Genomic DNA, 23219 nt, shown 5'->3' on the forward strand with positions numbered 1-23219 from the left:
AAAGGCTACTATCTCTTTTTCTCCCTTTCAATTCTCAATACCCTACCAGCTCCACCAGTGCTTTCTCAAACCGGCTTTTTGCAAGAAAATTCGCTTCAAGCTTAGGTGCCATCGGAACTGGCGTATCCAGGCTCGCTACCCGTTTCACCGGTGCGTCTAAATGCTCAAAACAGTGTTCGCTAATCCAGGCTGCGATTTCTCCGCCTATTCCGCCCGTCAGCGTATCCTCATGCAGGATAATCGCTTTTCCGGTTTTCAGCACAGATTGTTTCACGGCCTCCTGGTCCCACGGCAAAAGGGTGCGTAAGTCAATGAGGTCCGCTGATATTCCGGGGTGTATGTTCAGCACCTCAAGCGCCCAGTGTACGCCCGCTCCGTAGGTGATGATGCTCACCTCATCTCCGTTGCGCCAGCACCTTGCCTTTCCTAATTCTATGGTATAATAGTCGTCAAAAATTTCCTCCGAAATGCTGCGGTACAAGGCTTTGTGCTCAAAGAACATCACCGGGTTAGGATCTTCAATACTGGCGGCCAGCAATCCCTTGGCATCGGAAGGGGAGGAGGGATACACCACCTTCAGGCCGGGAGTATGGAAAAACCAGGCTTCGTTGGACTGCGAATGGAATGGCCCTGCGCCAACGCCTGCTCCTGTTGGCATCCGCACCACAACATCTGCATTTTGCCCCCAGCGATAATGGATTTTTGCGAGGTTATTTATTATCTGGTTAAAACCGCAGGTTACGAAGTCTGCAAACTGCATTTCAATTACAGATTTGTAGCCTTCTATGCTTAGACCCAGGCCCATGCCCAGGATTGCTGATTCGCAAAGCGGAGTATTTCGCACCCGTTCCCGGCCAAACTGCTCAAGAAATCCTTCCGTTACTTTAAATACTCCACCATATTCAGCTACATCCTGCCCCATGATGATGAGGTTCTCGTAGCGTTCCATGCTCTGCCGCAGCCCGTCAGAAACCGCATCCACCAATCGTTTCTTTGTTTTAGCAGAGGACGCAGGGGCAATAAGAAAATCATTTTCCTGATGAGTGGCCGCATCTCCCTTCTCCCTTAGAAAAGTATGCTCGTGATAAATATCTGCGAGTTCTGCTGCTGTATGTGCTTCGGCATCTTTTTCATCAAGCGCCTCATTCAATGTATTATCAATTTCCGAAGCCATTTCTTTTCGCAAATCTGCAATGGCTTCCAGCGTCAACAACCCTTGTTCCTGTAGATATTCCTGATAATTGCTGACCGGGTCTTTCTTGCCCCACTCGTCAAATAGCGCCTGCGGTACATACTTCACGCCCGAGGCCTCCTCATGTCCGCGCATTCTGAAGGTCATGCACTCCAGCAATACCGGACGAGGATTTTCGAGAATTTCTTCCTTTAGAATATTGATGGTGTTAAAGACTTCGAGGATGTTGTTGCCATCAATTTGCACGCCCTCCATGCCATACCCGGCTGCCCGGCCTTTCAAATCATCTGTTGCAAATTGCTCCCGCGAAGGCGTGGAGAGGCCATAGCCATTGTTTTCTATAAGAAATATGATGGGCAGGTTCCAGACGGCCGCCACATTCAGCGCCTCATGAAATTCCCCCTCGCTGGTTCCGCCCTCTCCCGTAAAGGCCACGGTAATCTTCTTCTCCGCTTTAAGCTTTTTGCCCAAGGCAATGCCTGCACCCACACTCAACTGCGGCCCCAGGTGGCTAATCATTCCAACGATATGATGGGGCGTGCTGCCGAAGTGAAACGAGCGTTCGCGGCCCTTGGAGAAGCCGCTATACTTTCCCTGAAGCTGCGCAAATAGCTTTTCGAGCGGCATTTTCCTGCCAGTAAAAACGCCAAGATTGCGATGCAAAGGCAGGATAAATTCGTCCTGATCCAGGGCTTGCGTCACGCCCACCGAAATGGCCTCCTGCCCGATGCCCGAAAACCATTTGCTGATGCGACCCTTTCGCAGCAGGAGCAGCATTTTTTCTTCGATCATCCTGGGCAGCAGCAGGGCGCGGTATAAGAAAAGCAGCTTTTCATCACTCAGGCTGCCACGGTCGTAGTTCATCATTGGAATAAGGAAGTTTTTGCGGGGGCAAAATTAGGGAGAAAGCGGGGGAGGAGTGGGGCGGGGTTGGGAAGTCTAAAAGATTAATATAAACCATCATTTTAATATGGTTTATATCCTGTGTGTGAAGTAGTTAGTTTATTATCACTTTTTTAGTAATAAGTTTTTCATTGATTTTAATTCGAATAAAATACATTCCTTTAGCCAATCCTGACACATTGATCTCGTTTTTTTGTCCATATACCTTTACAGTTTTCCCGTTTGAATCCATTATCTCCACCGATTTTGGGATTTGAGTGAATTTTAATACGTTGTTAGTTGGGTTTGGAAACAAACCTATTAAATGAGAGGTATTTATTCCAGGCTTTGGAAATGAAACTCCAGAATATCTCCAAACTCCTTCATACAATGTGCTCACGATTATGGATCTGTTATGAATGACAAAGTCTGAAATAAAATTACCTAAAAAACTTGAGTTGTGAGAGGTCCATGTGTTGCCAGTATCGGAAGATAAAAAAATGCTTTTACCCCATGTTCCGCTGAGCATTTTATCACCAGCCATAGTTACAGTTGTCACAAAATCCTCAGTTATTCCGTTGCTTGATTTAATCCAAGTCTTTCCATAATTTTCTGATTTATAAAATCCATCTATGGTACCTGCTATTACAAGCGAATCGAAAATTTTTATGGAATTCGTTTGAATATTAACTCCACTTGGAGGGTTCCACGTGCTTCCTCCATCCGAAGACATAAAAATACCAATGTATGTTCCGGCAAAGATGGCTTGAGAGTTTATAGCTAATGATAAAGCATTCAAATTTTTTAAACCATTATTGATTGCGGTCCAGCTCGAACCGTTGTTCAATGATTTAAAGACGCCTCCACCAGCCGTGCCTACATAAAGAATGGAACCTAAAGCTACTATATCCCTTATGTCTAGATTAGTAAGCCCATTGTTTATAGGTGTCCATGACGAACCATTGTTGTCTGATAAGAACAGACCATTCCATGTCCCCGCATAGATATTCCCCTGATTGGTTTCGATGACCCTAACTACTCTTTCAGATAGTCCGGTATTTATAGAATTCCACGTCAATCCATTATCTGTTGAAAGGAATATTCCGTCAAAATCGGTTCCAACATAAAGATTAGTTTCATCACTTGCTACACATCTGGCTTTAACATCGGAGAGTCCTAATAAGTCCCATTGTGCAATCGCATGAAGGGAGTAAAAAATTGATAGAAATATTGTTAATAGTTGTTTCATGGCTTTCAATTTTAGCTATTAATTTGTAGATAAGTCAAAGCGACCCTCTGTAATATGAATGATCTCCCCCCTGTCGTCAATGGCTGTGAACTCAAAGGTTCCGGCAAGGATGTTATTTTGGAAATACTTTACCGTTACCCAGCCTTTATGATCTTCGTTTGTTGAATATTTAGATTCTGCTAAGACATAATTTTCCACAGGAATGTAAAAGTATCCAACGCTTTTTTCATATTGATTTAATTCCTTCGCAAAATTTAAAGACTCAAAAATGAATTTAAGTGAAATGCTTGCCTTTAGGGGTTTTTCTTCGTTAGCATTTATGTAGATCAAAGTATCACTACCGGATAATATCCAGTAATAGTCAACTCCTTTCGGACTCATTGGGTTATTATCCATTACACCTTCAGCAATAAATACCTCTCCGCTTATTTTGCAGGCAAAGATATTTTTCCCTTCCTGGGTGTAAGGAGGCAGTTGCGGTTTGGGCGGTTCCTTTTTGCAGCCACTAACCAGCGTTGCAAGGAACAGTGTCAGGAGTGCTATTGATTTCATCTTTTCATGCTTTACTGAGTGAATGAGCGCTATTCAAAATGTACAAATTTGATTTGTGTCGTTTCTTTTGCATTATCAGGAATAAGGCGCTCATTCTGAGCAAATGTTTGGTGAGAAAAAGCAAAGCTGTCAAGTATTAAAAAGGTATAAGTTGTTTCATGGATTTCAGTGTTAGCTATTATTTTGTGAAGAAGTCAAATCGTCCGTCTGTAACATGAATAATCTCTCCCCGGTCGTCAATGGCTGTGAATTCAAATGTTCCTGCAAGGATGTTGTTTTGGAAATATTTTACCTGCACCCAGCCCTTATGCTCATCAGTTGTCTTGAAAATTGATTCAGCAAAAACATAATTTTCAACGGGTATGGAGATTCTGGCTACTGAATTTTCCTTTTGATTTAATTCAAATGTGTCTTTTATTAATGTATAGACAAAATCAACTGATACACTTGCCTCCGTTGGTTTTTTTTCCACTGCTCTTATCTCCACTATCGTATCATTTCCCCAAACCATATAGTTATTGTCTGTTCCTTTCGGACTCATGGTATTCTTATCCATTACACCTTCAGCAACGAATACTTCCCCATTTATTTTGCAGGCAAAGATATTTTTCCCTTCCTGGGTGTAAGGAGGCAGTTGCGGTTCAGGCAGGTCCTTTTTGCAGCCGTTTATCAGCGTTGCAAGAAACAGTGTCAGGAGGGCTATTGATTTCATCTTTTCATGCTTTTATGAGTGAATGAGCGTTATTCAAATGTACAAATTTGATTTGTGTCGTTTCTTTTGCATTGTCAGGAATAAGTCTCTCATCCTGAGCAAATGCTTTTTGAGAAATCTTGAGCGTAGCGAAAGGTGTTGACTGTGGCAATCTGTAGCACAACGAGCGTGCGTTGCGCTACAGATCGCCACGTCCTGCTTTTTCCGCTATCGCTCCAAAAGCACTCCTCGCGATGACAGTATGGAGATCGGAAGCCTAACCCTAACGTCACTCTGATCGGAGCATAGCGGAGAGAAGAGTCTGGTGCTGAAATAACCGGGCGTGCAGCACACTACCAGATTCTTCGCTATCGCTCAGAATGACGAGAGTTTTCCCACGCTGTCATTGCGAAGGAAACGACTTGAGCGCAGCGTAAGGTGTTGACTGTGGCAATCTGTGGCACAACGAGCGTGCGCTGAGCTACAGATTACCCACAGATCGCCACGTCCCGCTTTTTCCGCTATCGCTCCAAAAGCACTCCTCGCGATGACAGTATTGAGATTGGAAGCCTAACCCTAACGTCACTCTGATCGGAGCATAGCGGAGAGAAGAGTCTGGTGCTGAAATAACCGGGCGTGCAGCACACTACCAGATTCTTCGCTATCGCTCAGAATGACGAGAGTTTTCCCACGCTGTCATTGCGAAGGAAACGACTTGAGCGCAGCGTAAGGTGTTGACTGTGGCAATCTGTGGCACAACGAACGTGCGCTGAACTACAGATCACCATCAGATCACCACGTCCTGCTTTTTCCGCTTTCGCTGCAAAAGCATTCCTCGCGATGACAGTATAGAGATAGGCTGCCTAACCCTAACGTCATTCTGATCGCAGCACAGCGGAGAGAAGAGACTGGTGCTGGAATAACCGGGCGTGCAGCACACTCCCAGATTCTTCGCTATCGCTCAGAATGAGGAGAGTTTTCCCACGCTGTCATTGCGAAGGAAACGACTTGAGCGCAGCGTAAGGTGTTGACTGTGGCAATCTGTGGCACAACGAGCGTGCGCTGAGCTACAGATCACCAACAGATCACCACGTCCCGCTTTCTCCGCTATCGCTCCAAAAGCACTCCTCGCGATGACAGTATGGAGATAGGCTGCCTAACCTCAACGTCACGCTGATCGGAGCGCAGCGGAGAGAAGAGTCTGGTGCTGGAATAACCGGGCGTGAAGTAAATTTATTAGAATACCCTGCTAAACATTTGGCCGCCAAGGTCAGTCTTATTTTGGTTCAATAAAAGAGTAAGCGCCAGTTGATGGCTCGCAAAAACATAATTATTACTTATAGGAAATTCATAATGGTATGATATCCTGATGACACCTTTTTGAATTCCGGTGAGTAAATAGATAGCCTCCATACTACCTTCCTCTAAAAAGACGCCTCCCGTAAACCAACCTTTGTGAGCTTGTATGCCGGTTAAAATCTTCCAGTTTGTTGACTTTTTTTCAAGAAGTACGGATGGGTTGATAACCCAACTTTTATCACCGGACGATAATTTATGCCAATAGCCACCCTGAAATCTAAAAACCCGGGGCTGTGGATTATCTCCGGAAAAAGTCCTCAGGATTGGACGGAATAAATTGTCCACACTTAATCCCCCGTAAAAGGTGTTTTTATAAAATAAAATACCAGTTCCCCAATTAATATAACTTTCGTGAGTTTCAAGATACCGGAGGTGGGAGGAAAGTGTTTCATCGGGAATTGTACTTTCAAAATAATTTGCCTTAACTCCTATGCGCATCGCCATCTTATCTGAAAACGAAATGCGGTAATTATACATCCCACCTACCGTGCTGTGTTTATCGAATGGCCAGCGATGATAGGAGGCGAAAAAGCCCAGGCCTCCACCCAATTGATCAAAGTGCTGATCATGGCTGCCAATCCATGCATCATTGGTTGCAGACAAAAAGCGTGACCAGCGTTGCATCCCACTCAGGGTTATCCGCGCATGTTCTGTGGTTCCGGCAAATGCGGGGTTTACCATCACGGGGAACGTCATTGGGTGCAGCAAACCCTCAATTTGAGCATATAAAGGGTTCGTGGTCAGTAACAGCGTGAATATCAGCAGGATTTTCATTATAGATGTCATTGAGTGGTAAATTATAGGGTATTGAACATGCTTGAAAAGTTACCTTCTATTTTATAGGGCACAAGGAAGGTGTGAACAAGAAATTTTAATAATGAAGCAGCCGGGAACGCAGCCAACGCATTGTAGGATTCAGTAATTACCGACAGAGGCTGAAGGACTGGTGGGGCGTGCAGCATGCCAGCATATTCTTCGGTGTCGCGCTGAATGACGAGGGATCCTTTCCTCCTGCCATTGCGAAGGAAAGGACTTAAGCGCCATCGAAAGGCGTTGACTGTGGCAATCTGTAGCCAAATGGAGGTGCGTTGGTCTACAGAACGCCACGTCCCACTTTCTTCGCTATCGCTCCGAATGCGGTCTTCGCGATGACATTACTGCGTCAGGCTGTGGCTTTTGTGGGAAAGATCAGGGATAAAGGGTTGAGGAATGTGAGCATTAATTCCAGCAGGCGCCTAAATGATGCTAACGATCCTAAACTCACCCCGCCACCATTCCCGCCACAACCTTCCCGCCCCAAACGGCCAGGATGCAGAGGAATACCTGCGCAGCTACGTATGCGGCAAAAGTGATCCAGCGGCCATGTTCCAGCATTTCGAATGACTCGAAGGCAAAGGAGGACATCGTGGTAAGGGAGCCACAGAAACCCAGCGCTACCAGCATAAATTGTCGTTCTGAAAACAAACTGAATTGCAGGAAACCAAAAGCCATGATGCCGAAAAGGAAACTTCCCAGGAGGTTGACTGTGAGGGTTCCGAATGGCTTGTGCGGGAAATGGCCATGCATAAAATTGCTGATAAGCACCCGGAAAATGGCTCCGAAGAATCCTCCGGTTCCTATGATCAGCAGGTTCATCAACGTGTTCATTCTTCTGCGTTTACCAGAATTTGGTTGAGGTGGGCGATGCAATTCTCCCGTGCAAGGGTTCGTCTTCCATCAGGTGAGATCGTAACCTGATACAGTCCAAGATTATGGTGCCTGAACTGCGACATATTTTGAAGAGGAAGCTGCAACAATTGACATAGGAAAATACGCATGGCCCGGCCATGCATACATACCAGTACGTTTTCATCATCCTCTCGCTGCATGATGAGGTCAATGACTTTTCGTTGACGCTTTGCTACGTCATCCGGGCTTTCTCCACCTTCTATCCCGTGGTGGGTTTCCCCCTTTTGCCACTTTATCACCAGTTCCTCATAATACGTTTTATGCAAATTGCTGATATGGCGTCCTTCAAAAGTGCCCCAGGAAATTTCATTTAGTCCGGGATGGCGTTCCGTAATTATATTATGGCCGGCAAAGGATTTTACAGATTCCTGTGATCTGAGTAGGGAGGAAACATAGATTCTTGAGAATGGAATATGGCTATAATGATTGTAGAATGCCTCAGCTTGTTGCCGGCCTTTCTCATTCAGGCTCGTATCAATCCCAGAGCCCTGGACGCAGCCAAGCCTGTTGTACTCCGTTTCTCCGTGCCTGATGATGAATATATTCTGCATATTTTTGTATTTACGTAAGAAGAATTTCCCAGTGCAAAGGAAGTGCTTCTGAAGGAAAAAATAATTTATTTGCTTTTACTATATTATTCAAAAGCAAATTATCTTTGCGAAATATTTATTTCAACCAAAAAATCGTTTTAAGACCACGCCATGAAGAACTTAAGCGCTTTTACCCTGCTCATGCTTGTGAGCTTGTTTTCCATAGAGTCAGCTCTCGCACAGCCCAAAGTTAAAGAGAATACGGCTGTAGGAAAGTCCATAGAGTTTGACACTCAATCCTATGACTTTGGACATGTGGAGGCCGGGAATTACCCCGGCTACCGGTTTGTATTCGTAAACAACAGTTCCAAGCGAGTGTCGGTAACCGGGTTTGGCCGGGTCTGTAACCTCACGGTTCCAGCCTATAGTCAGGAACCTATAGAGCCTGGAGAAAGCGGATTTGTTAAGATAGTGCTGAACCCCAGGGACCTGAACGGAAGTATCAGGAAAAATTTCCAGATAATATTTACGTATTCCGATGACGGACAGCAGATGAGAACAGGTAAGAATCTTATTGTAGAGGGCAATATCGTACCTGAGCAAATATAAACTCCATCACCTGATGGATGTGCCTGCAAACTTTATGAATCCTGCCGGGGTTGAAATATCCTGACAGGATTTTTTATTATATAGCGATATGATCAATACCAATATTCCGCTATCCGACCTGAGAGAAATTACGAGAGGTACGATGGTGGAGACTCTGGGTATGGAGTTTATAGAATTAGGCCCGGAAATGCTGAAGATGCGAATGCCGGTTGACCATCGCACCCGGCAGCCACTTGGCCTCCTGCACGGAGGCGCCTCTGCAGCCCTGGCTGAAACCGTAGGAAGCATGGCAGCTCATCTTTATATAGATGATACCGAATATTATTGCGTGGGTATTGAGATAAAATGCAATCACGTACGTGGAATTACTTCCGGATTCGTGATGGGAACGGCTACTCCCATTCATACCGGCAAAAGAACCCATGTATGGCAAATAGACATCACAGATGAAGAACACATCCGGGTTGCATTTAGTACGCTTACTTTAGCGGTGCTTCCCAAAAAGAACAGATAGAAAGCAGGATTAAAATTGCGTACGTATAAACTTTTTTTGAGATACTTTATTAGTAGTATATCCTTAAACAGATAAAAAAAATGAATAATAAAATTCTGGTTGTAATGACAGTGTCCTTGCTCTTAGTGTTTCAAACCGGCTGCGGAGTATTTGGAAACGGAGCCAAACAGGTGAATGGCAAAGACGTCAAGAAAGGGGCATTGGACATTGTTTTTGTAAAAGATAATTATGATTTTGGGGTAGTGGAGCAGGGAAATTATCCAGGCTATGAGTTCATATTCGTAAACAAAAGCGAAGTGCCTGTCCAGGTTCAGGAATTCAGAGGATGCAATCTCACGGTTCCTGCCTATAGTAAAGAAACCATCAATCCGCAGGATAGTGGTTTCTTTAAGCTCATTCTTAATCCGCGGGACATCAGCGGGAAGTTTCAGAAGAAGATGCAGCTTGTATTCAAATATGAAAAGAAAGGTGAGGATCAATATACTTATGAAGAGGTATATCTCACCGGCAAGGTGATAAGAGGCTATTCTTCCAAGCGTGAGTGAGCCTGCCATGGAACTATTAGATTAATTAGATCAAATTAAATAGAGTTTTATCTCTTAAAATTTCAAGCCCGGCAACTTAATTCTGCTGGGCTTTTTTTTATGCCTGAGCCTTGGTATATCATTAATTCAATGGGTTAAGTGAGGTTAGGATATTCAATTGTCGCTTGTTGTTCCGCAACCAAAAGCTATTATTCTGACACTAGAAAGATAGATTATGATACAGGTTTCAGAGCAAAGAGTGGTGCGCTTACTTTTGTAGCGATCAATGACGGAAGGGAAAACCCAGATTGGTCAATAAGGGAAAATTTTTTGAATCAACGCGCTAAAATTTGATGTTATGAAAAAAGTACACGCACTATCATTTTCGTTTGTTCTGCTAATGGTCGCAGGATCTTTTCAATCAGCTAACGCTCAGTTCTGGAACAAATTCAACCAGAATAACAAAGTAGGCGAAAGTGTAATTGAAATTAGTTTTGAGCAAATGCAACACGATTTCGGAAAAGTGGAAAGAGGCAACTATCCGGATTACACATTTGCCTTTAAGAACACCAGTGATAAGCCGGTAAAGGTGGTTGGCTTTGACAGAGCCTGCAACGTTACTATTCCTGCTTATACCAAAGAGGTGATCCAGCCAGGTGAGGAAGGTTACTTCAAAGTGGTTTTTAACACCCGTGATATTAACGGTGAATTCCGCAAGCACATGAATGTGATCTTCACCTATCAGGATGAAATTACCAAGGAGCACGTGATGAGCAAGGAAATAGTGAAGCTTTCGGGAAGTGTAGCCCACGAGGTTGCCATCCAGGACTAAGCGCTTAGCTCAGCCGGAAATGCAGATATTTGATCGTTAAGCCCTCTGCCAGAAATTTCTTTTCATAAGTAGTTTGTATGGCGGTCAGATGATTAAGCATATTAGAATGATAAAGGTTATACGTGTATCCAAGCACGCTATAACCTTTTTCATTTAATACCTCCAGGCCATAATTAAAGAGGGCTTCATTGTCAGTTTTAAAATGCACCATGCTATTGGGCTCCAGTATCTGGCAGTAAAGATCCAGAAACCGGGGAGAGATCAATCTTTTCCCGGCTTTGCTTTTCCGGGGATACGGGTCAGGAAAAGTGATCCAGATTTCGCTGACTTCACCTTTCTCAAAAAAATCATCAATGCGCTCTATGAGGATGCGCAGAAAGGCTACGTTGTACAGGTTCAAATCCAGGGCTTCTTTGGCTCCATTGTGTAAGCGAGGCCCTTTTACGTCTACTCCAATGAAATTATACTGCGGGTAGTGCTTCGCCAGATTAATGGTGTACTCACCCTTGCCGCAACCCAGTTCAAGAATTACCGGATGATCATTTTGAAAAACCTCCTTATTCCAGTTTCCTTTTAATGCTTTCGGTTCTTCAAACACATTGGGCATCGTTTTCAGTGCCAGGATCTTTTCTCGCTTTCTTCTTGCCATTTTGCCTTGTTTGGAAAATATTACCGGCTTTCGCTTTGTGAATTTATTTCTTCTTCCACTTCCGAATCCGTTTTCGGTTGGTCCAGATCACCGATATATACAAGGATATCTCCTTCCTCTGAAAACAGGGACTGCCCGCTGAATGCTTCGATCCGGGCATCGCTTTTCTTGATGAAAAAAGGAATTAAATTGGGATTTGCATTTAGAAACGATTTCAGATCCGTTCCTTTTGGAATTTCCATCTCCTGTAAATTTGGTTTTCGTCTGATGGCCTGGATGAGTTGAATGTAGTCAACGCTGGTTCCAAACAGCAGGTTTCGCGGTTTGATCAGCTCCTTAAACTCCATCTCACGCTGAGACATGAGGCGCAAGGTATGGTCCTCTCCAAACTCTTCACGGAATTTTCTCATTGCCAGAATATTGATTTCGGTATTGGAAGTGAGCGCGAACAGCCGGCCTTTATCGGCAAGGTCTATTTCCTCAAGCGCATCATCAGAAAGGATGCTCCCCTCATACACAGGCAGCCCCTGGGATTTGCTTTCCATAATATTGGAATGGGCTGTATCCGCAAGCAAAACTGGCACATCGTTATCTCTCAGGTATCTGGCCAGAAATCTGGCGATCTCATTAGCCCCCACAAAAAGAACTCCCTGCGGTTCTTTACGCGTGAGGCCCAGCCAACTCAAAACATATTTGGCTGAGCCACCCTGGAGTATTACAGTACCGATAATGATCAGAAAGGTAAGCGGAAGCAGTAACGCGGCATCCCGGTTTTCTGCCGGCAACACGGAAGTATCCTTCATGATCTCCAGCGAAAAAAGGGAAGCTACCGCAGCCGCCACAATCCCCCTCGGCCCAATCCATGAAATAAACACCTTTTCGCGAAAGCTCAGGTTAGAGCGAAAGGTGCTCATAAACACAGCCAGCGGCCTCAGCAGGAATATCACCACTAAGAAGAGGATAATGCTATTGAAGCCTAAGGACTCAATATCCTGGATTTGAATTCGGGATGAGAGAATGATAAAGAGAAGGGAAATAAGAATGACGCTGATATCCTCTTTAAAGGAAAGGAGATTTTTTAGTTCCTCGATCCTCATATTTCCAAGGATCATTCCCATTAAGGTAACGGCCAATAAGCCGCTCTCATGATAAACCGCATCAGAAATAGCGAAGGTGCCGACAACCAGCGCCAGCGTAACAATATTTTTCAGGAAACCGGGCAGCAATCGTTTTCTGATCATAAAATAAAGGGCAAGGGCGCTGACAGTTCCGATGATAGCGCCTACCAGTATGGTGAGAAAGAAATTGGTGAAAAAAACCAGTGTGTATTCGTCACCCGGCTTGCTGAAGCGAATGAACTCGTACACCAGCACTGCCACAAGTGCTCCAATAGGGTCAATGAGTATTCCCTCCCATTTAAGAACCGTATTGATATTTTTTGTAGGCCTGATGTTTCTGAGGATGGGCGCAATAACGGTGGGACCGGTCACAATAATGAGCGCACCGAAGAGCAGTGAAATTTTCCAGTGCATCCCCAGGAGATAGTAGGCGGCAAGGCTTCCTCCAATCCAGGTGATGGCGGCACCGATGGTAAGCAGGTTCCTGACGGTATGGGCCAAATGCCGGATCTCCTTCAGCTTCAGGGTAAGCCCACCTTCAAATAATATTACGCCTACTGACAGCGCGACAAAGGCAAATAGCACATCACCGTTAAAAATGGCATCACCATCAATCAACTTCTCACCGTCAGCCGTAATGAAAGTTGATAACGGGCCTACCATCAGGCCTATGATGATAAGAGGAAGAATTGCGGGCAGCTTCACCCTCCACGCAAGCCATTGTGAGAACATCCCTAGTACTAATATTGCCGCAAGCTCTATCATAGGTTAATTTTGGATTCTTTGGGTGTAATTTCCCGGTTCAAAACTATCCCCGGGCCCTTCAGATCATTGATTCTTCATCAAATTCTGAACAGGTATTTTTGCAAATATTGTAAATCACAGCATTATATGAAACTTATGAAATTCTTTGATCTCATAAAGAACAGGTTTTTTCCCGACCCAGCCAACCCGGCTCAACCTGTAATACACGAAGTGCTTAAAAGACGGCAGCTCGAACTTCAGCAGTACGAGGAGTGGAAAGCGGGTGGAGAACGGGCAAGTCTCACGGAATTTCTCTGCACTCAATATCACCGCAGCAAAAGTGAGCAGGAGGATCAGGCAATGGTGCGGGTTTTAACCACCGTTTCCTCCAAAGGTTTTCTCCTGAGATTTCCAGCCAGCGTACAAGCTGCCGGGTTTCAGCATTTCTTTGATTTGCTCAAAGATAAATTTTTAGAGGACGGTTACCGGCTTTATGCCTCTGACAGGAAGATTTACAACCGAAAGGAGTTTGCTGAAACCATAGAGCGGCATTATCTCAAGCCGAGCATAGAACGAACCATGCCTTTTCCACTCGATCAGCGTTTTGGAAATATCAGTGTGGAATTGGTGAAGATCAATGACCGGCCCACGCACATCAAGCTATTGTGCAACAGTTACAGCGATGCGAAATATCTGGATGCCCAGGGAATGGACGAAATGATGGCGGTGATTTGCGGTGAATGATGAATTTGCAGATCATCGCAGCGATATAGCAGAATTATTTGCTTTCAATTGTAAACAGAGGGGAGAACTTTATTTTACCCGTTTTCCGTACAAAAAATGCAGAGCAAAGACCAATATTGCCTTTTGCCACTTGTTCACGAATGTAGGGGCTGCCCTCCACAATCCTGATTTTTGATTCGTTCAGGTTCCACAGGGTAATTTCATCAGCCAAAGTATTCAGATCTTCTTTCTCCAGCTTTTCCTTACTGAATGCCCCTGAATCAAGCGCAGGAGACAGCAACGGATGGAGGTAGGATTCTTTCCCTGCACGATAATTTTCCAGTGCCTCCTGAATAAATGAATTGCCGGAATTTCCCATAAGCAGAATTAATTTGGCCCCTTGCTTCCGGCAGGCAATTTCAGCACTGTAAATCGAATAGGCGCTCACCAGGTTGCCGGCAGTTCGTAACGGAATCAAATCTCCGATTCCTGTATTAAGAAGCATATTTAATGGCTCCCGCATATCTATGCTATTGACCACAGTAGCCAGCGGAGCTTCTTTAATGAAATCTATAAGTTCTTTATTCCGGTAACGCCTTGATACCAATTTGCCATCCACATAAAGCTGATTTCCTTCGATCATGTAATTCAGAATATCCTGCGGTGTGTGCAATTCTTTTTTCTCGGGAAGAGGTGTTTTAATTAAGTTCTTATTCTTATTGCTGCCATAGCTTTCCTTAAGGCCGGTTATGACGACCTGGATATTGTTTTCAGGGGCAAATGTGTTTTCAAAATCATGTAATATTTCGATAATGTCCTGCTCTACATAGGTTGAAAATGTGGCATCAATAATTACTCTTGAGTTTTTAGGAAGGCCCCACAATGTCTTTTTTATTGCTGGTTTATTAAGAAACGATACTTCGTTAGATAACTCCAGCCGGATGGCTTCCCCCTTTTTTGATTTAGAACTCTCAATGTAAAAGGGATTATAAAAATTACCCCTTAGTAAATAAAAAATGCTTACGGCAGTACCGATCATTACTCCGATCAGCACATCCGTGACCAGGATTCCGATGGTGGTGACAACGAAAGGGATGAACTGGTCCCAGCCTTTCAAAAACATGCTTCTGAAAATAGAAATAGAAGCAAGTTTGTACCCCACAACAAGCAGGATGGCCGCAAGGGATGCAAGGGGGATTAAATTGATAACCGGACTTATCGCTAAAACGCTGGCGAGCAATAATGTGCCATGAAGAATGGTGGAAAGCCTGGTTTCAGCACCGGCCGCTATGTTTACCGAGCTCCTGACGATTACCGAAGTGATAGGTATGCCACCGATCAATCCTGCCAGCGTATTTCCTATTCCCTGCGCCACCAATTCGCGGTTGGGCGGGCTTCTCCTTTTATGCGGATCCAGGTTATCAGCCGCTTCTATAGCAAGCAAGGAAGCAATAGACGCAATCAGCGCAATGGTAAATGCATAGGTCCATACCTTAAAATTTGAGATGGAACTAAAATCAGGGAAGGTAACAGAGGAGGTAAATTCCTGCACATCTGGTATGTTGACCAAATGATTTTCGTCAAGATAAAAATAGGGGGTAACATGCTTAAAAAATAAATTAATTAATACGCCAAAAAACACAACGAAAAGAAAAGAGGGCAAAAATTTAATATTCTTGAGAAAAGTTTTATCCCAATATATAAGTATTAATAATGAAAAAGTCGTTAATATGAGAGCGCCTGGCGATATGGAATTAAAAACCACAAGAATCATATCTGGCGAAGTGAGGATAAAATCGCGGGAGTAGTCAGCCATACGGCTATCCAACTCCACTCCCAGGGCGTAAGGAATTTGCGAAATAATGAGAATAAGACCGATGGCAGCCAGCAATCCTTTAATAATGCTGGTAGGCATATAATCCGCGATCATGCCGGCTTTTAACATTCCGAGTATGAACTGAAAGATACCGCCAATAGTCAGCGCCAGCAAAAAGACATCGAAGTTGCCGAGCTCCTTTATCGCAACCAGTACCACGGCTGTAAGGCTTGCGGCAGGTCCGCTTACGCTGATGTGCGACTGGCTGATGAAACCGATGACAATACCTCCGATAATGCCTGAAATGAGGCCGGAAATCAGAGGAGCTCCGGAGGCAAGCGCTATGCCCAGGCACAGCGGCAACGCTACTAAAAATACCACTAAACCTGCCGGGATGTCTTTATCCGGTCGGGAAAAAAGCGGCCTGCTTATGTCCTTAAAATTTGGCATTCAGGAAATTTCAAGTATTCTATGGATGAAAATGTTCAATTGCTTTTCCGGCCCCGGATGTTCGTTAGGATAATAAGAAAAACTTAAAGGATTGAGTTACAGCCATGCATGAAGTGTGTTTATATTGGCAAACTCCAAATGCTCTTAACGCCTCGTATTCTCCTTGAGAATGCGTGATGCTATCTGGTGGCAAATTTAATCTTTGCCGGTTTGAACAAGGATAGAGTGAAAAAACTTCCTTCTTTTGCCTGATTCAATATTTGTTAATTTTACGACTTCAAATTTTACAACTCAATGAAAAATCAACGATTCGACATTAAGACGGTCATCCAGGTTTTAAAACCGGCCAATGAAGTTTTTGAGGCTATTGTTGATCCTGAAGGGCTGACCCGTTACTTTATTTCAGAAAGCACTGGAAGGATGGAGCCGGGGAAGGAGCTTATCTGGCGGTTCCCTGAATTTGATATGGATGTGCCGGTACGGATCGACAAAGTGGAGCAGGACAAGTTTATTTCCTTTTACTGGGATGCGGATGGAAAGGAGTATCCGGTGGAAATATCTTTAACACCGAATGGCCCTGAAGCGACTGTTGTTCGCATTACAGAAAAGGGAGGGGATAATGATGATGCAGGCATTAAATGGCTCAAAGAAAATACCGAGGGCTGGGCAAACTTCCTGGCATGCCTCAAAGCCTACCTCGAGTACGGAATTAATTTAAGGAAAGGTGCCTTTGATTTTAAACCTGAGAAATAGATTATAATTATTGGGTTTTATTATAAAAATGGGAAAGGAAGATCAGATACCGCTGCACAATTTTACCAAAGATGACGAGGACAGTATTGCTTTTAAGCTGCATTCCCTCGAAAAGCGGAGTTACTATGATTTTACAGTGCCTCACCGGCATAATTACTTTGAGATATTTTTCTTTGAAGTGGGCGGAGGCTATCATCTTATTGACTTCGAGGAATTTGAGATACAGGATGGAAGTATTCATTTCGTGTCTCCAGGTCAGGTACATGTGCTGAAAAGAGCTCCCGGCTCTTATGGTTATATCGTCATTTTTTCTCGTGAATTTTTCTACAAAGCCACGCCTGATAACCGGCTCCTCTTCCGGCACCCGCTTTTGCACAATCGTACCAATTATCCCATCATAAAGCCGGTGCAAAAGCATTTTCAAGAATTGGTGAATTGCGTTACCAGGATGGGGCAGGAGCTCGCCCGCAACAGTCCCTACATGGAAGAATTAATGCGCCTTTATCTCCATGAAATGCTTTTCAGAAGTGCTGAAAACCTGGAACGGAAGCAACAGGAGCCGGATCTGGTCATGAGCTTTTTCGCCTTGCTGGAAACTCATTTCTATGAATGGCATTTCGTAACACAATATGCAGACGAACTGGCCGTCTCTGACAGGCAGTTGGGGCATGAACTCAGCAACTCCACCGGAAAAACCACCCTGGAGCATATCGCGCAGCGCCTGATGCTGGAGGCAATGAGGCTTCTGCAATACAGCGAACTGAGCGTGAAGGAAATCGGCTTCCGGCTGGGATTTGACGACCCGGCCCATTTCGGCAAATTTTTTAAAAAGCACAGAAAAATTTCGCCTGGGGCATTCCGCAGTAAAAGCAATGAATAAATAAAAACAGGATTTACCATAGTTATGAATTAATATACTATTGTTAATATTTTGTGGTAAAGTAGTTTTGTTAAAAATATTAATCAAAATGAAACTACGATACTTACTTCTTTCCCTGGCCCTGATCCCGGGGTACTCACTTTTGCACGGACAAACCTCATTGCCTTATTACTCAGCCTTTGACGATGCTTCGCAGCAGGACGGCTGGGAGGAATACGAAACGGGCACAGACAGCGATCCTTACCACTGGAATTTTGCATCATTTGCAGCCTACTCCCCTCCACATAGCCTGAATCACAACTATCCTGTGGGCGGCTCGGAGCGCACCGATGACTGGTTTGTATCACCCGAATTCGATTTTAGCAATGGCGCTACTATAGATTCATTGCGGTATGTTTTCACAGGTTTCGGTACACCCATGGACGGAGATACGATCGCGATCTATCTTATTAATGGTTCGAAAGATCCGGAGACAGCCACAACCCGCACCATTCTTTACAATTTTACTGACAGCACCTATGAGAATGATAATGTTTGGCGAAAGCTGGAGGCATTGAATATTCCCGCCACCAGCGGACAAAGCCACATAGCATTCCGTTATACCACCATTGTGAACTGGCTGGATGTGAGACTGGATAATTTAAAGATCAGCGAAAAGCCCACTGGTATAAATGAACCGGCAGCAATCAATGAGGCGATTACTATATATCCAAATCCGGTTATCACAGAATTAACGGTAGCGTGGAATTTCAGATCTGAAGGAGCCACCATTACGCTGTTCAATATGAATGGAAAAGTGATGCAGCGCCAATTGATCGCAGGAGAATCTCAGCAGAAGCTTATCCTGGAAACCGGTGGGTTAAAGCCGGGAATATATATGTTACAGGTTACCGGCACGTCAGGCCGTGTTTTTTCCAGAAGATTTTTGAAACAATAAATTATTTTAATGTAAAAAGTGATCTTAATATTCAAATTAGGATTGCATAAATTAAATAGTAAAACCAATGAAAGTTTCGAGACGCACAGCCATAAAATCTTCTCTGCTAACTGGCCTGGGCCTGATGATGCCCGCAAGAATGATAGCGGATGAATGCCTAACAACGGCAGACATTGAAGGACCATATTATATACCCGGTTCTCCACACAGCAGCAAAATAGCATCATCCGGATCAGCGGGCACAAAGCTGTTCATCACAGGCAGCGTGTATGCTAACGATTGCACTACGCCCATAAAGGGTGCTGTGGTTGACGTGTGGCAGGCAAATGATGGTGGCGGATATGAGGATGAAAATTATCGCGGAATTATTAAGACAGATCAAACCGGGAAATATGCGTTTGAGTCAATTCTACCCGGCAAATACCTGAACGGTTCCCAATACCGGCCGCGCCACCTGCACTATAAGGTATCGGCTCCGGACATTATTCCCGGCCTCGTTCTCACCACCCAGATATATTTTGAGGGCGATACCTCGATTCCTATAGATCCATGGGCCTCTGATCCTGATGCTGCAGAAAGGATCATTGCGCTGAGCACAGACCAGAACAATGCTGAGCATGGCGTGGCAGATATAGTGATAGACATTGATCCTGAGTTGGTGACCGGCACAGGCGCTCAGCCGGCTGAGATGGGAACCGGGATCGGCAGCATTAAGCCCAACCCGGTGCAGGAATCAGCAACCGTAATAATAGCGCTTGCACGGGCAGGCCGTGCATCTCTGAAAGTATATAATCTGGATGGCCGGGAAATAATGAAGGTGATTGAGAATAAAGCCATGAATGCAGGTGAGCACCGGCTGCCCTTTTTTGCACGGAACCAATATGGGCTGAAACTAAGCTCCGGCATCTATATTATGAAGTTATGGCAGGAGGGTATTCCTGCAGATGTGAAGCGATTTGTAGTGCGTTGAGATAAGACGTTTATCCTTTAATCCTATACTGTATTTAAGTTATCCGAAACAGGCCGGAAGCAGGTGATCCTGCTCCGGGCATTATATCCTTTCCTATTTCTTTATCCTCATCTCCGAGGGAACGGTTGCAGATCGCCTGCTTTTCCAGGCATCTTCAGCATCGTTTATCAGCGGGTTTTTTCGCTGATTTTAAATAAGAAATCCAAAACATTTCCCCTATTAGAATCCTTAGTGCTTACTGTTAAATTTGCACAAAAAGCATTGCAGCGTTGTCGTTTCAGGATTCGGTAAAATTAACTGTATGCCGCTGTTGAAGGGTTTGCGTCAGTGAGCATTTGGCGATTTCCCGGAATTTCCTGCTGCCGTATTGGTGCAACCGTTTATTGCACTGATACATCTCTCTTGGGCATTTTGCATTTATTTTTAAGATAGAATTTTTCACTAAACAAAAATTGATATGAGCCAACTTAAAATTTTTCTCCTGCTTACCCTGGGTGGAACCCTCCTGTTGGGTTGCGAAAGAAATACTGAATGGGAGGTTGAAGGGTATCAACCGGTTTACTCAGCAGATTCGGTTGCCATAAAATCCGTGGAAGCCCGCCCGGTGAAGAACCCCGGAAAGATTTATTATAAGGACAACTTCATTTTTATAAATGAAAAAAGCCTGGGTGTTCACGTTATTGACAACACCGATCCTACCCATCCCAAGAATATTTCGTTCATCAGGATCCCCTATAACAGCGATGTTTCTATTAAAGAGACTTACATGTATGCGAACAATGGGAATCATCTGGCAGTGATTGATATTTCAAATCCGCTCGCTGCGGTGGTAGTGAAGGAAGTGCAGAACGTGATAGACTTCGACAAGAATTCGCAGGATCTGTATCCACCAGAGCAGGGATTTTATTTTGATTGTGTAGATCCCGACAAAGGAATGGTGATAGGCTGGGAAAAAGCTGACCTGACCAATCCTCAATGTTTCCGCTAAAAGTAAAAGATAACCTTAAAGAATAATAAGATGAAGAAGATATTAATGCTAATGATGATTGCGGCAGGGGCCTTTGCCTTTCAAGGCTGCAGCAAAGGAGATATGGACAGTCCCTCGCAAAGTCCCACACAAGGAAATACCGGAACCGGTGGAACTGGAACCGGTACGGGTGGGTCCATGGCGAGGTTTACCATAGCCAAAGATTTTTTGTACATCATCCAGAACGACCGTCTGGAGGTATTTTCTCTGGCGAATGCAGCCGAACCTGTACATTCTTCCGGGATGAAGTTACAAGGGAGTGAAATAGAAACCATTTTTGCTTTCCACGAATATTTGCTGATGGGAACCCGTTCAGGAATGCTGATCTACAGCATTACAAATCCGAGCCAGCCGGTATATGTTTCCACTTATGCACACATTCGCAGATGCGACCCCGTAGTGGCGCAGGGAAATTATGCCTATGTCACGCTTCGCACGGGCACGGATTGCGGAGGCACACCGGTAAATGAACTTCAGGTGATTGATATCAGCAATATGAGTTCCCCAAGTTTGGTAAACACATATCCGTTGAGCAATCCATTTGGCCTGGGCGTAGATGGCAACCACCTTTTTGTTTGTGATGGAACGGATGGTTTGAAAGTATTTGACAACGAGGATCCGGAGAGCCTGGAAATGACCAACCATATTACCGGCATTGAAACTTTTGATGTGATTCCGTACAACAACTTGCTAATGGTGATTGGACCGGATGGTCTTAGCCAATATGACTACTCTGATATTAACTATCTCAAGTTGCTTTCTACAATTCCAGTGACCGAATAAGACTTATTTTTTATTCCTCTTATCTGTGGGCCTGAGTTCCGGAATATAAATCCGGAATTCAGGCTTTTTTATTTTGCCGTTGCCCTGCTGCAAAATTCCTGGCTTCCATTGATCCTTTCCAAACCAGATTTGTTCATCGGGGTAATGGCGGAACCAAATTTTGTGTTTCGGATTGCAGATGGTTTTGGAAGAAGCGAATTATAAGGATTAATTTTACAGCCGCTAATGAAGGTACCTTCACTGTGTAAATGAAAGCAGGAAGCGAACGTATCAATCAAAAAAGATAAACCAGGAAATATGTCTGACTCAGTTGACCTTATCATGCCCAAGATGGGCGAAAGCATTGCAGAAGCTACCATTCTGAAATGGTTGAAAAAGGAAGGAGATGATATTAAAATTGACGAGCCCGTACTGGAAATAGCTACGGACAAGGTGGATTCAGAGGTGCCTTCACCTGTGGAAGGGAAGCTGGGAAAGATATTATTTCAGGAAGGTGATGTGGTGGCTGTGGGCGATTCTGTGGCTAAGATTATTACAGCAGGCGGTGGAGCGGATTCCAGCGCTCCTGCACGGGAAGAAGCAGAAACGGAACCCGCAAGGGCAGAATCCGGATCCGGCAAGGAATCCCGCACGGCCAGTGCCTTAACTTCCGGTGAAACTAAAGGAGAGCTGAAGTCGCGCACTGAAGGCGGGAAATTTTATTCTCCGCTGGTGCTGAATATTGCCCGCAGAGAGGGAATTACTTCCGGAGAGTTGGAAGCAATGGAAGGCAGCGGCCGTGAAGGACGTGTTACAAAAAAAGACATCCTTGCGTACGTTAGCAACGGACGGAAAGCACAGGAAAAGCAGGAACAACCGGCACAATCCGCAGCCCCTGCAGGCCAGCCTTCTGATAAAATTACAGTTCAGGAGAAGCCGCAGGCAGGTATAAAAGAGATGGATGTGCCGCTTTATCCCGGTGATGAGATCATAGAAATGGACAGAATGCGGAAGCTCATTTCTGCGCACATGGTGCATTCCAAGCATACTTCTGCCCACGTCACCAGCATGGTAGAAGTGGACGTAACCAATCTTGTGAAATGGCGCGACAGGATCAAGAAGGATTTTGAGAAACGGGAAGGAGAGAAAATCACATTTACGCCCATATTCATTGAGGCCCTTGCAAAGGCTATCCGCGATTTTCCGATGATCAATATTTCTGTAGCCGGAGATAAGATCATAAAGCGCAAAGCCATTAATATCGGCATGGCGGCAGCTTTACCTTCCGGAAATCTGATCGTGCCCGTAATTCGCAATGCAGATGAGAAAAACCTGCTGGGACTGACGAAGGCTGTGAACGACCTGGCAAAACGTGCCCGCGAAAACAAATTAAAACCGGAAGAAATACAGGGCGGCACTTTTACGCTCACCAACGTAGGAACTTTCGGAAACGTGATGGGAACTCCGGTCATCAACCAGCCCCAGGTAGCCATTATGGCTGCAGGAGCAATAAAGAAAAAGCCGGCAGTGCTCGAAACCGAAGATGGAGATGTTATCGCCATTCGCCACATGATGTTCCTTTCACATGCTTACGACCATCGCGTTGTGGACGGAATGCTGGGCGGCAGTTTCGTGAGGCGCGTGGCAGACTACCTGGAGGCCTGGGACGTGAACCGGACATTGTAATTTCGATACAACCTTCTGAATTTGCTCAACTCCGGCCATTAT

At 44.7% G+C, this 23219-nt stretch carries 22 protein-coding genes; 12 read left to right on the forward strand and 10 right to left on the reverse strand.

From position 1 onward, the window contains the following. Positions 1-34: 34 nt before the first annotated feature. The 7 genes from WD077_06665 to WD077_06695 all read right to left on the reverse strand — a co-directional run bounded on the left by WD077_06665 (position 35) and on the right by WD077_06695 (position 8204). Entirely contained in the window at positions 35-2056 is a 2022-nt protein-coding gene (locus WD077_06665) for a dehydrogenase E1 component subunit alpha/beta (GenBank protein MEX0966902.1), read from the reverse strand. A gap of 133 nt (positions 2057-2189) precedes the next feature. Continuing rightward, complete coding sequence (locus WD077_06670) at positions 2190-3323, reverse strand: T9SS type A sorting domain-containing protein (GenBank protein MEX0966903.1); 1134 nt, start codon at positions 3321-3323, stop codon at positions 2190-2192. An 18-nt stretch (positions 3324-3341) separates the two neighbouring features. Continuing rightward, positions 3342-3875 (reverse strand): hypothetical protein, encoded by a 534-nt coding sequence (locus WD077_06675; protein ID MEX0966904.1) that lies wholly within the window; start codon positions 3873-3875, stop codon positions 3342-3344. Between the two features lie 178 nt (positions 3876-4053). Continuing rightward, a complete protein-coding gene (locus WD077_06680; protein MEX0966905.1) occupies positions 4054-4587 on the reverse strand; it encodes a hypothetical protein in 534 nt (177 codons plus the stop codon). A gap of 1215 nt (positions 4588-5802) precedes the next feature. Continuing rightward, a complete protein-coding gene (locus tag WD077_06685; protein MEX0966906.1) occupies positions 5803-6699 on the reverse strand; it encodes a PorP/SprF family type IX secretion system membrane protein in 897 nt (298 codons plus the stop codon). Between the two features lie 486 nt (positions 6700-7185). Continuing rightward, entirely contained in the window at positions 7186-7572 is a 387-nt protein-coding gene (locus WD077_06690; GenBank protein ID MEX0966907.1) for a CrcB family protein, read from the reverse strand. Further along, positions 7569-8204: a histidine phosphatase family protein gene (locus tag WD077_06695; protein MEX0966908.1), complete on the reverse strand. Its 636-nt coding sequence runs from the start codon at positions 8202-8204 to the stop codon at positions 7569-7571. The genes WD077_06690 and WD077_06695 overlap by 4 nt, the downstream gene beginning before the upstream one ends. Positions 8205-8354: 150 nt before the next feature. Here WD077_06695 and WD077_06700 point away from each other — a divergent pair, with 150 nt between their 5' ends. The 4 genes from WD077_06700 (at position 8355) to WD077_06715 (ending at position 10662) form a co-directional block, all read left to right on the forward strand. Continuing rightward, the gene (locus WD077_06700; protein MEX0966909.1) at positions 8355-8792 is read left to right on the forward strand and encodes a DUF1573 domain-containing protein; all 438 of its coding nucleotides are present in this window, start codon (positions 8355-8357) and stop codon (positions 8790-8792) included. Between the two features lie 88 nt (positions 8793-8880). After that, the gene (locus tag WD077_06705) at positions 8881-9306 is read left to right on the forward strand and encodes a hotdog fold thioesterase (protein ID MEX0966910.1); all 426 of its coding nucleotides are present in this window, start codon (positions 8881-8883) and stop codon (positions 9304-9306) included. Between the two features lie 80 nt (positions 9307-9386). Then, on the forward strand, positions 9387-9851 hold the full coding sequence (locus tag WD077_06710; protein ID MEX0966911.1) for a DUF1573 domain-containing protein: 465 nt from the start codon (positions 9387-9389) through the stop codon (positions 9849-9851). A 337-nt stretch (positions 9852-10188) separates the two neighbouring features. Continuing rightward, positions 10189-10662: a DUF1573 domain-containing protein gene (locus WD077_06715; protein MEX0966912.1), complete on the forward strand. Its 474-nt coding sequence runs from the start codon at positions 10189-10191 to the stop codon at positions 10660-10662. 4 nt (positions 10663-10666) lie between these two features. On the opposite strand, the gene trmB is transcribed toward WD077_06715, so the two are convergent. Then, positions 10667-11311, reverse strand: a complete 645-nt coding sequence (gene trmB, locus WD077_06720; GenBank protein MEX0966913.1) for a tRNA (guanosine(46)-N7)-methyltransferase TrmB — start codon at positions 11309-11311, stop codon at positions 10667-10669. Between the two features lie 20 nt (positions 11312-11331). Then, positions 11332-13194, reverse strand: coding sequence for a sodium:proton antiporter (locus WD077_06725; protein MEX0966914.1), 1863 nt, complete (start codon positions 13192-13194; stop codon positions 11332-11334). 126 nt (positions 13195-13320) lie between these two features. Here WD077_06725 and WD077_06730 point away from each other — a divergent pair, with 126 nt between their 5' ends. Further along, positions 13321-13917: a hypothetical protein gene (locus WD077_06730; protein MEX0966915.1), complete on the forward strand. Its 597-nt coding sequence runs from the start codon at positions 13321-13323 to the stop codon at positions 13915-13917. 34 nt (positions 13918-13951) lie between these two features. On the opposite strand, the gene WD077_06735 is transcribed toward WD077_06730, so the two are convergent. Next, complete coding sequence (locus tag WD077_06735) at positions 13952-16162, reverse strand: SulP family inorganic anion transporter (protein ID MEX0966916.1); 2211 nt, start codon at positions 16160-16162, stop codon at positions 13952-13954. A gap of 294 nt (positions 16163-16456) precedes the next feature. On the opposite strand from WD077_06735, the gene WD077_06740 reads away from it, so the two are divergent. From WD077_06740 to WD077_06770, 7 genes are all read left to right on the forward strand, one after another. After that, a complete protein-coding gene (locus WD077_06740) occupies positions 16457-16915 on the forward strand; it encodes an SRPBCC domain-containing protein (GenBank protein ID MEX0966917.1) in 459 nt (152 codons plus the stop codon). A gap of 28 nt (positions 16916-16943) precedes the next feature. Continuing rightward, on the forward strand, positions 16944-17795 hold the full coding sequence (locus WD077_06745) for a helix-turn-helix transcriptional regulator (GenBank protein ID MEX0966918.1): 852 nt from the start codon (positions 16944-16946) through the stop codon (positions 17793-17795). An 88-nt stretch (positions 17796-17883) separates the two neighbouring features. After that, positions 17884-18732 (forward strand): T9SS type A sorting domain-containing protein, encoded by an 849-nt coding sequence (locus WD077_06750; protein ID MEX0966919.1) that lies wholly within the window; start codon positions 17884-17886, stop codon positions 18730-18732. Between the two features lie 67 nt (positions 18733-18799). Then, positions 18800-19702 carry a T9SS type A sorting domain-containing protein gene (locus WD077_06755; protein ID MEX0966920.1) on the forward strand — a complete coding sequence of 301 codons (903 nt, stop codon included), beginning with the start codon at positions 18800-18802 and terminating at the stop codon, positions 19700-19702. Positions 19703-20159: 457 nt separating this feature from the next. Continuing rightward, the gene (locus tag WD077_06760; GenBank protein ID MEX0966921.1) at positions 20160-20690 is read left to right on the forward strand and encodes a hypothetical protein; all 531 of its coding nucleotides are present in this window, start codon (positions 20160-20162) and stop codon (positions 20688-20690) included. Between the two features lie 30 nt (positions 20691-20720). Further along, positions 20721-21512, forward strand: coding sequence for a hypothetical protein (locus WD077_06765; GenBank protein MEX0966922.1), 792 nt, complete (start codon positions 20721-20723; stop codon positions 21510-21512). 297 nt (positions 21513-21809) lie between these two features. After that, on the forward strand, positions 21810-23177 hold the full coding sequence (locus WD077_06770; GenBank protein MEX0966923.1) for a dihydrolipoamide acetyltransferase family protein: 1368 nt from the start codon (positions 21810-21812) through the stop codon (positions 23175-23177). The last annotated feature ends 42 nt before the right edge of the window (positions 23178-23219 follow it).

It is taken from the genome of Bacteroidia bacterium, assembly GCA_040880525.1.
Taxonomy (GTDB): domain Bacteria; phylum Bacteroidota; class Bacteroidia; order CAILMK01; family JBBDIG01; genus JBBDIG01.

Coding starts and splice junctions, on each gene's coding strand:
- WD077_06750 (MEX0966919.1), top strand. CDS start 17,884: ATGAAACTACGATACTTACTTCTTTCCCTGGCCCTGATCCCGGGGTAC.
- WD077_06705 (MEX0966910.1), top strand. CDS start 8,881: ATGATCAATACCAATATTCCGCTATCCGACCTGAGAGAAATTACGAGA.
- WD077_06670 (MEX0966903.1), bottom strand. CDS start 3,323: ATGAAACAACTATTAACAATATTTCTATCAATTTTTTACTCCCTTCAT.
- trmB (MEX0966913.1), bottom strand. CDS start 11,311: ATGGCAAGAAGAAAGCGAGAAAAGATCCTGGCACTGAAAACGATGCCC.
- WD077_06770 (MEX0966923.1), top strand. CDS start 21,810: ATGTCTGACTCAGTTGACCTTATCATGCCCAAGATGGGCGAAAGCATT.
- WD077_06675 (MEX0966904.1), bottom strand. CDS start 3,875: ATGAAATCAATAGCACTCCTGACACTGTTCCTTGCAACGCTGGTTAGT.
- WD077_06665 (MEX0966902.1), bottom strand. CDS start 2,056: ATGAACTACGACCGTGGCAGCCTGAGTGATGAAAAGCTGCTTTTCTTA.
- WD077_06715 (MEX0966912.1), top strand. CDS start 10,189: ATGAAAAAAGTACACGCACTATCATTTTCGTTTGTTCTGCTAATGGTC.
- WD077_06700 (MEX0966909.1), top strand. CDS start 8,355: ATGAAGAACTTAAGCGCTTTTACCCTGCTCATGCTTGTGAGCTTGTTT.
- WD077_06710 (MEX0966911.1), top strand. CDS start 9,387: ATGAATAATAAAATTCTGGTTGTAATGACAGTGTCCTTGCTCTTAGTG.
- WD077_06760 (MEX0966921.1), top strand. CDS start 20,160: ATGAGCCAACTTAAAATTTTTCTCCTGCTTACCCTGGGTGGAACCCTC.
- WD077_06680 (MEX0966905.1), bottom strand. CDS start 4,587: ATGAAATCAATAGCCCTCCTGACACTGTTTCTTGCAACGCTGATAAAC.
- WD077_06745 (MEX0966918.1), top strand. CDS start 16,944: ATGGGAAAGGAAGATCAGATACCGCTGCACAATTTTACCAAAGATGAC.
- WD077_06725 (MEX0966914.1), bottom strand. CDS start 13,194: ATGATAGAGCTTGCGGCAATATTAGTACTAGGGATGTTCTCACAATGG.
- WD077_06685 (MEX0966906.1), bottom strand. CDS start 6,699: ATGAAAATCCTGCTGATATTCACGCTGTTACTGACCACGAACCCTTTA.
- WD077_06755 (MEX0966920.1), top strand. CDS start 18,800: ATGAAAGTTTCGAGACGCACAGCCATAAAATCTTCTCTGCTAACTGGC.
- WD077_06735 (MEX0966916.1), bottom strand. CDS start 16,162: ATGCCAAATTTTAAGGACATAAGCAGGCCGCTTTTTTCCCGACCGGAT.
- WD077_06730 (MEX0966915.1), top strand. CDS start 13,321: ATGAAACTTATGAAATTCTTTGATCTCATAAAGAACAGGTTTTTTCCC.
- WD077_06740 (MEX0966917.1), top strand. CDS start 16,457: ATGAAAAATCAACGATTCGACATTAAGACGGTCATCCAGGTTTTAAAA.
- WD077_06765 (MEX0966922.1), top strand. CDS start 20,721: ATGAAGAAGATATTAATGCTAATGATGATTGCGGCAGGGGCCTTTGCC.
- WD077_06690 (MEX0966907.1), bottom strand. CDS start 7,572: ATGAACACGTTGATGAACCTGCTGATCATAGGAACCGGAGGATTCTTC.
- WD077_06695 (MEX0966908.1), bottom strand. CDS start 8,204: ATGCAGAATATATTCATCATCAGGCACGGAGAAACGGAGTACAACAGG.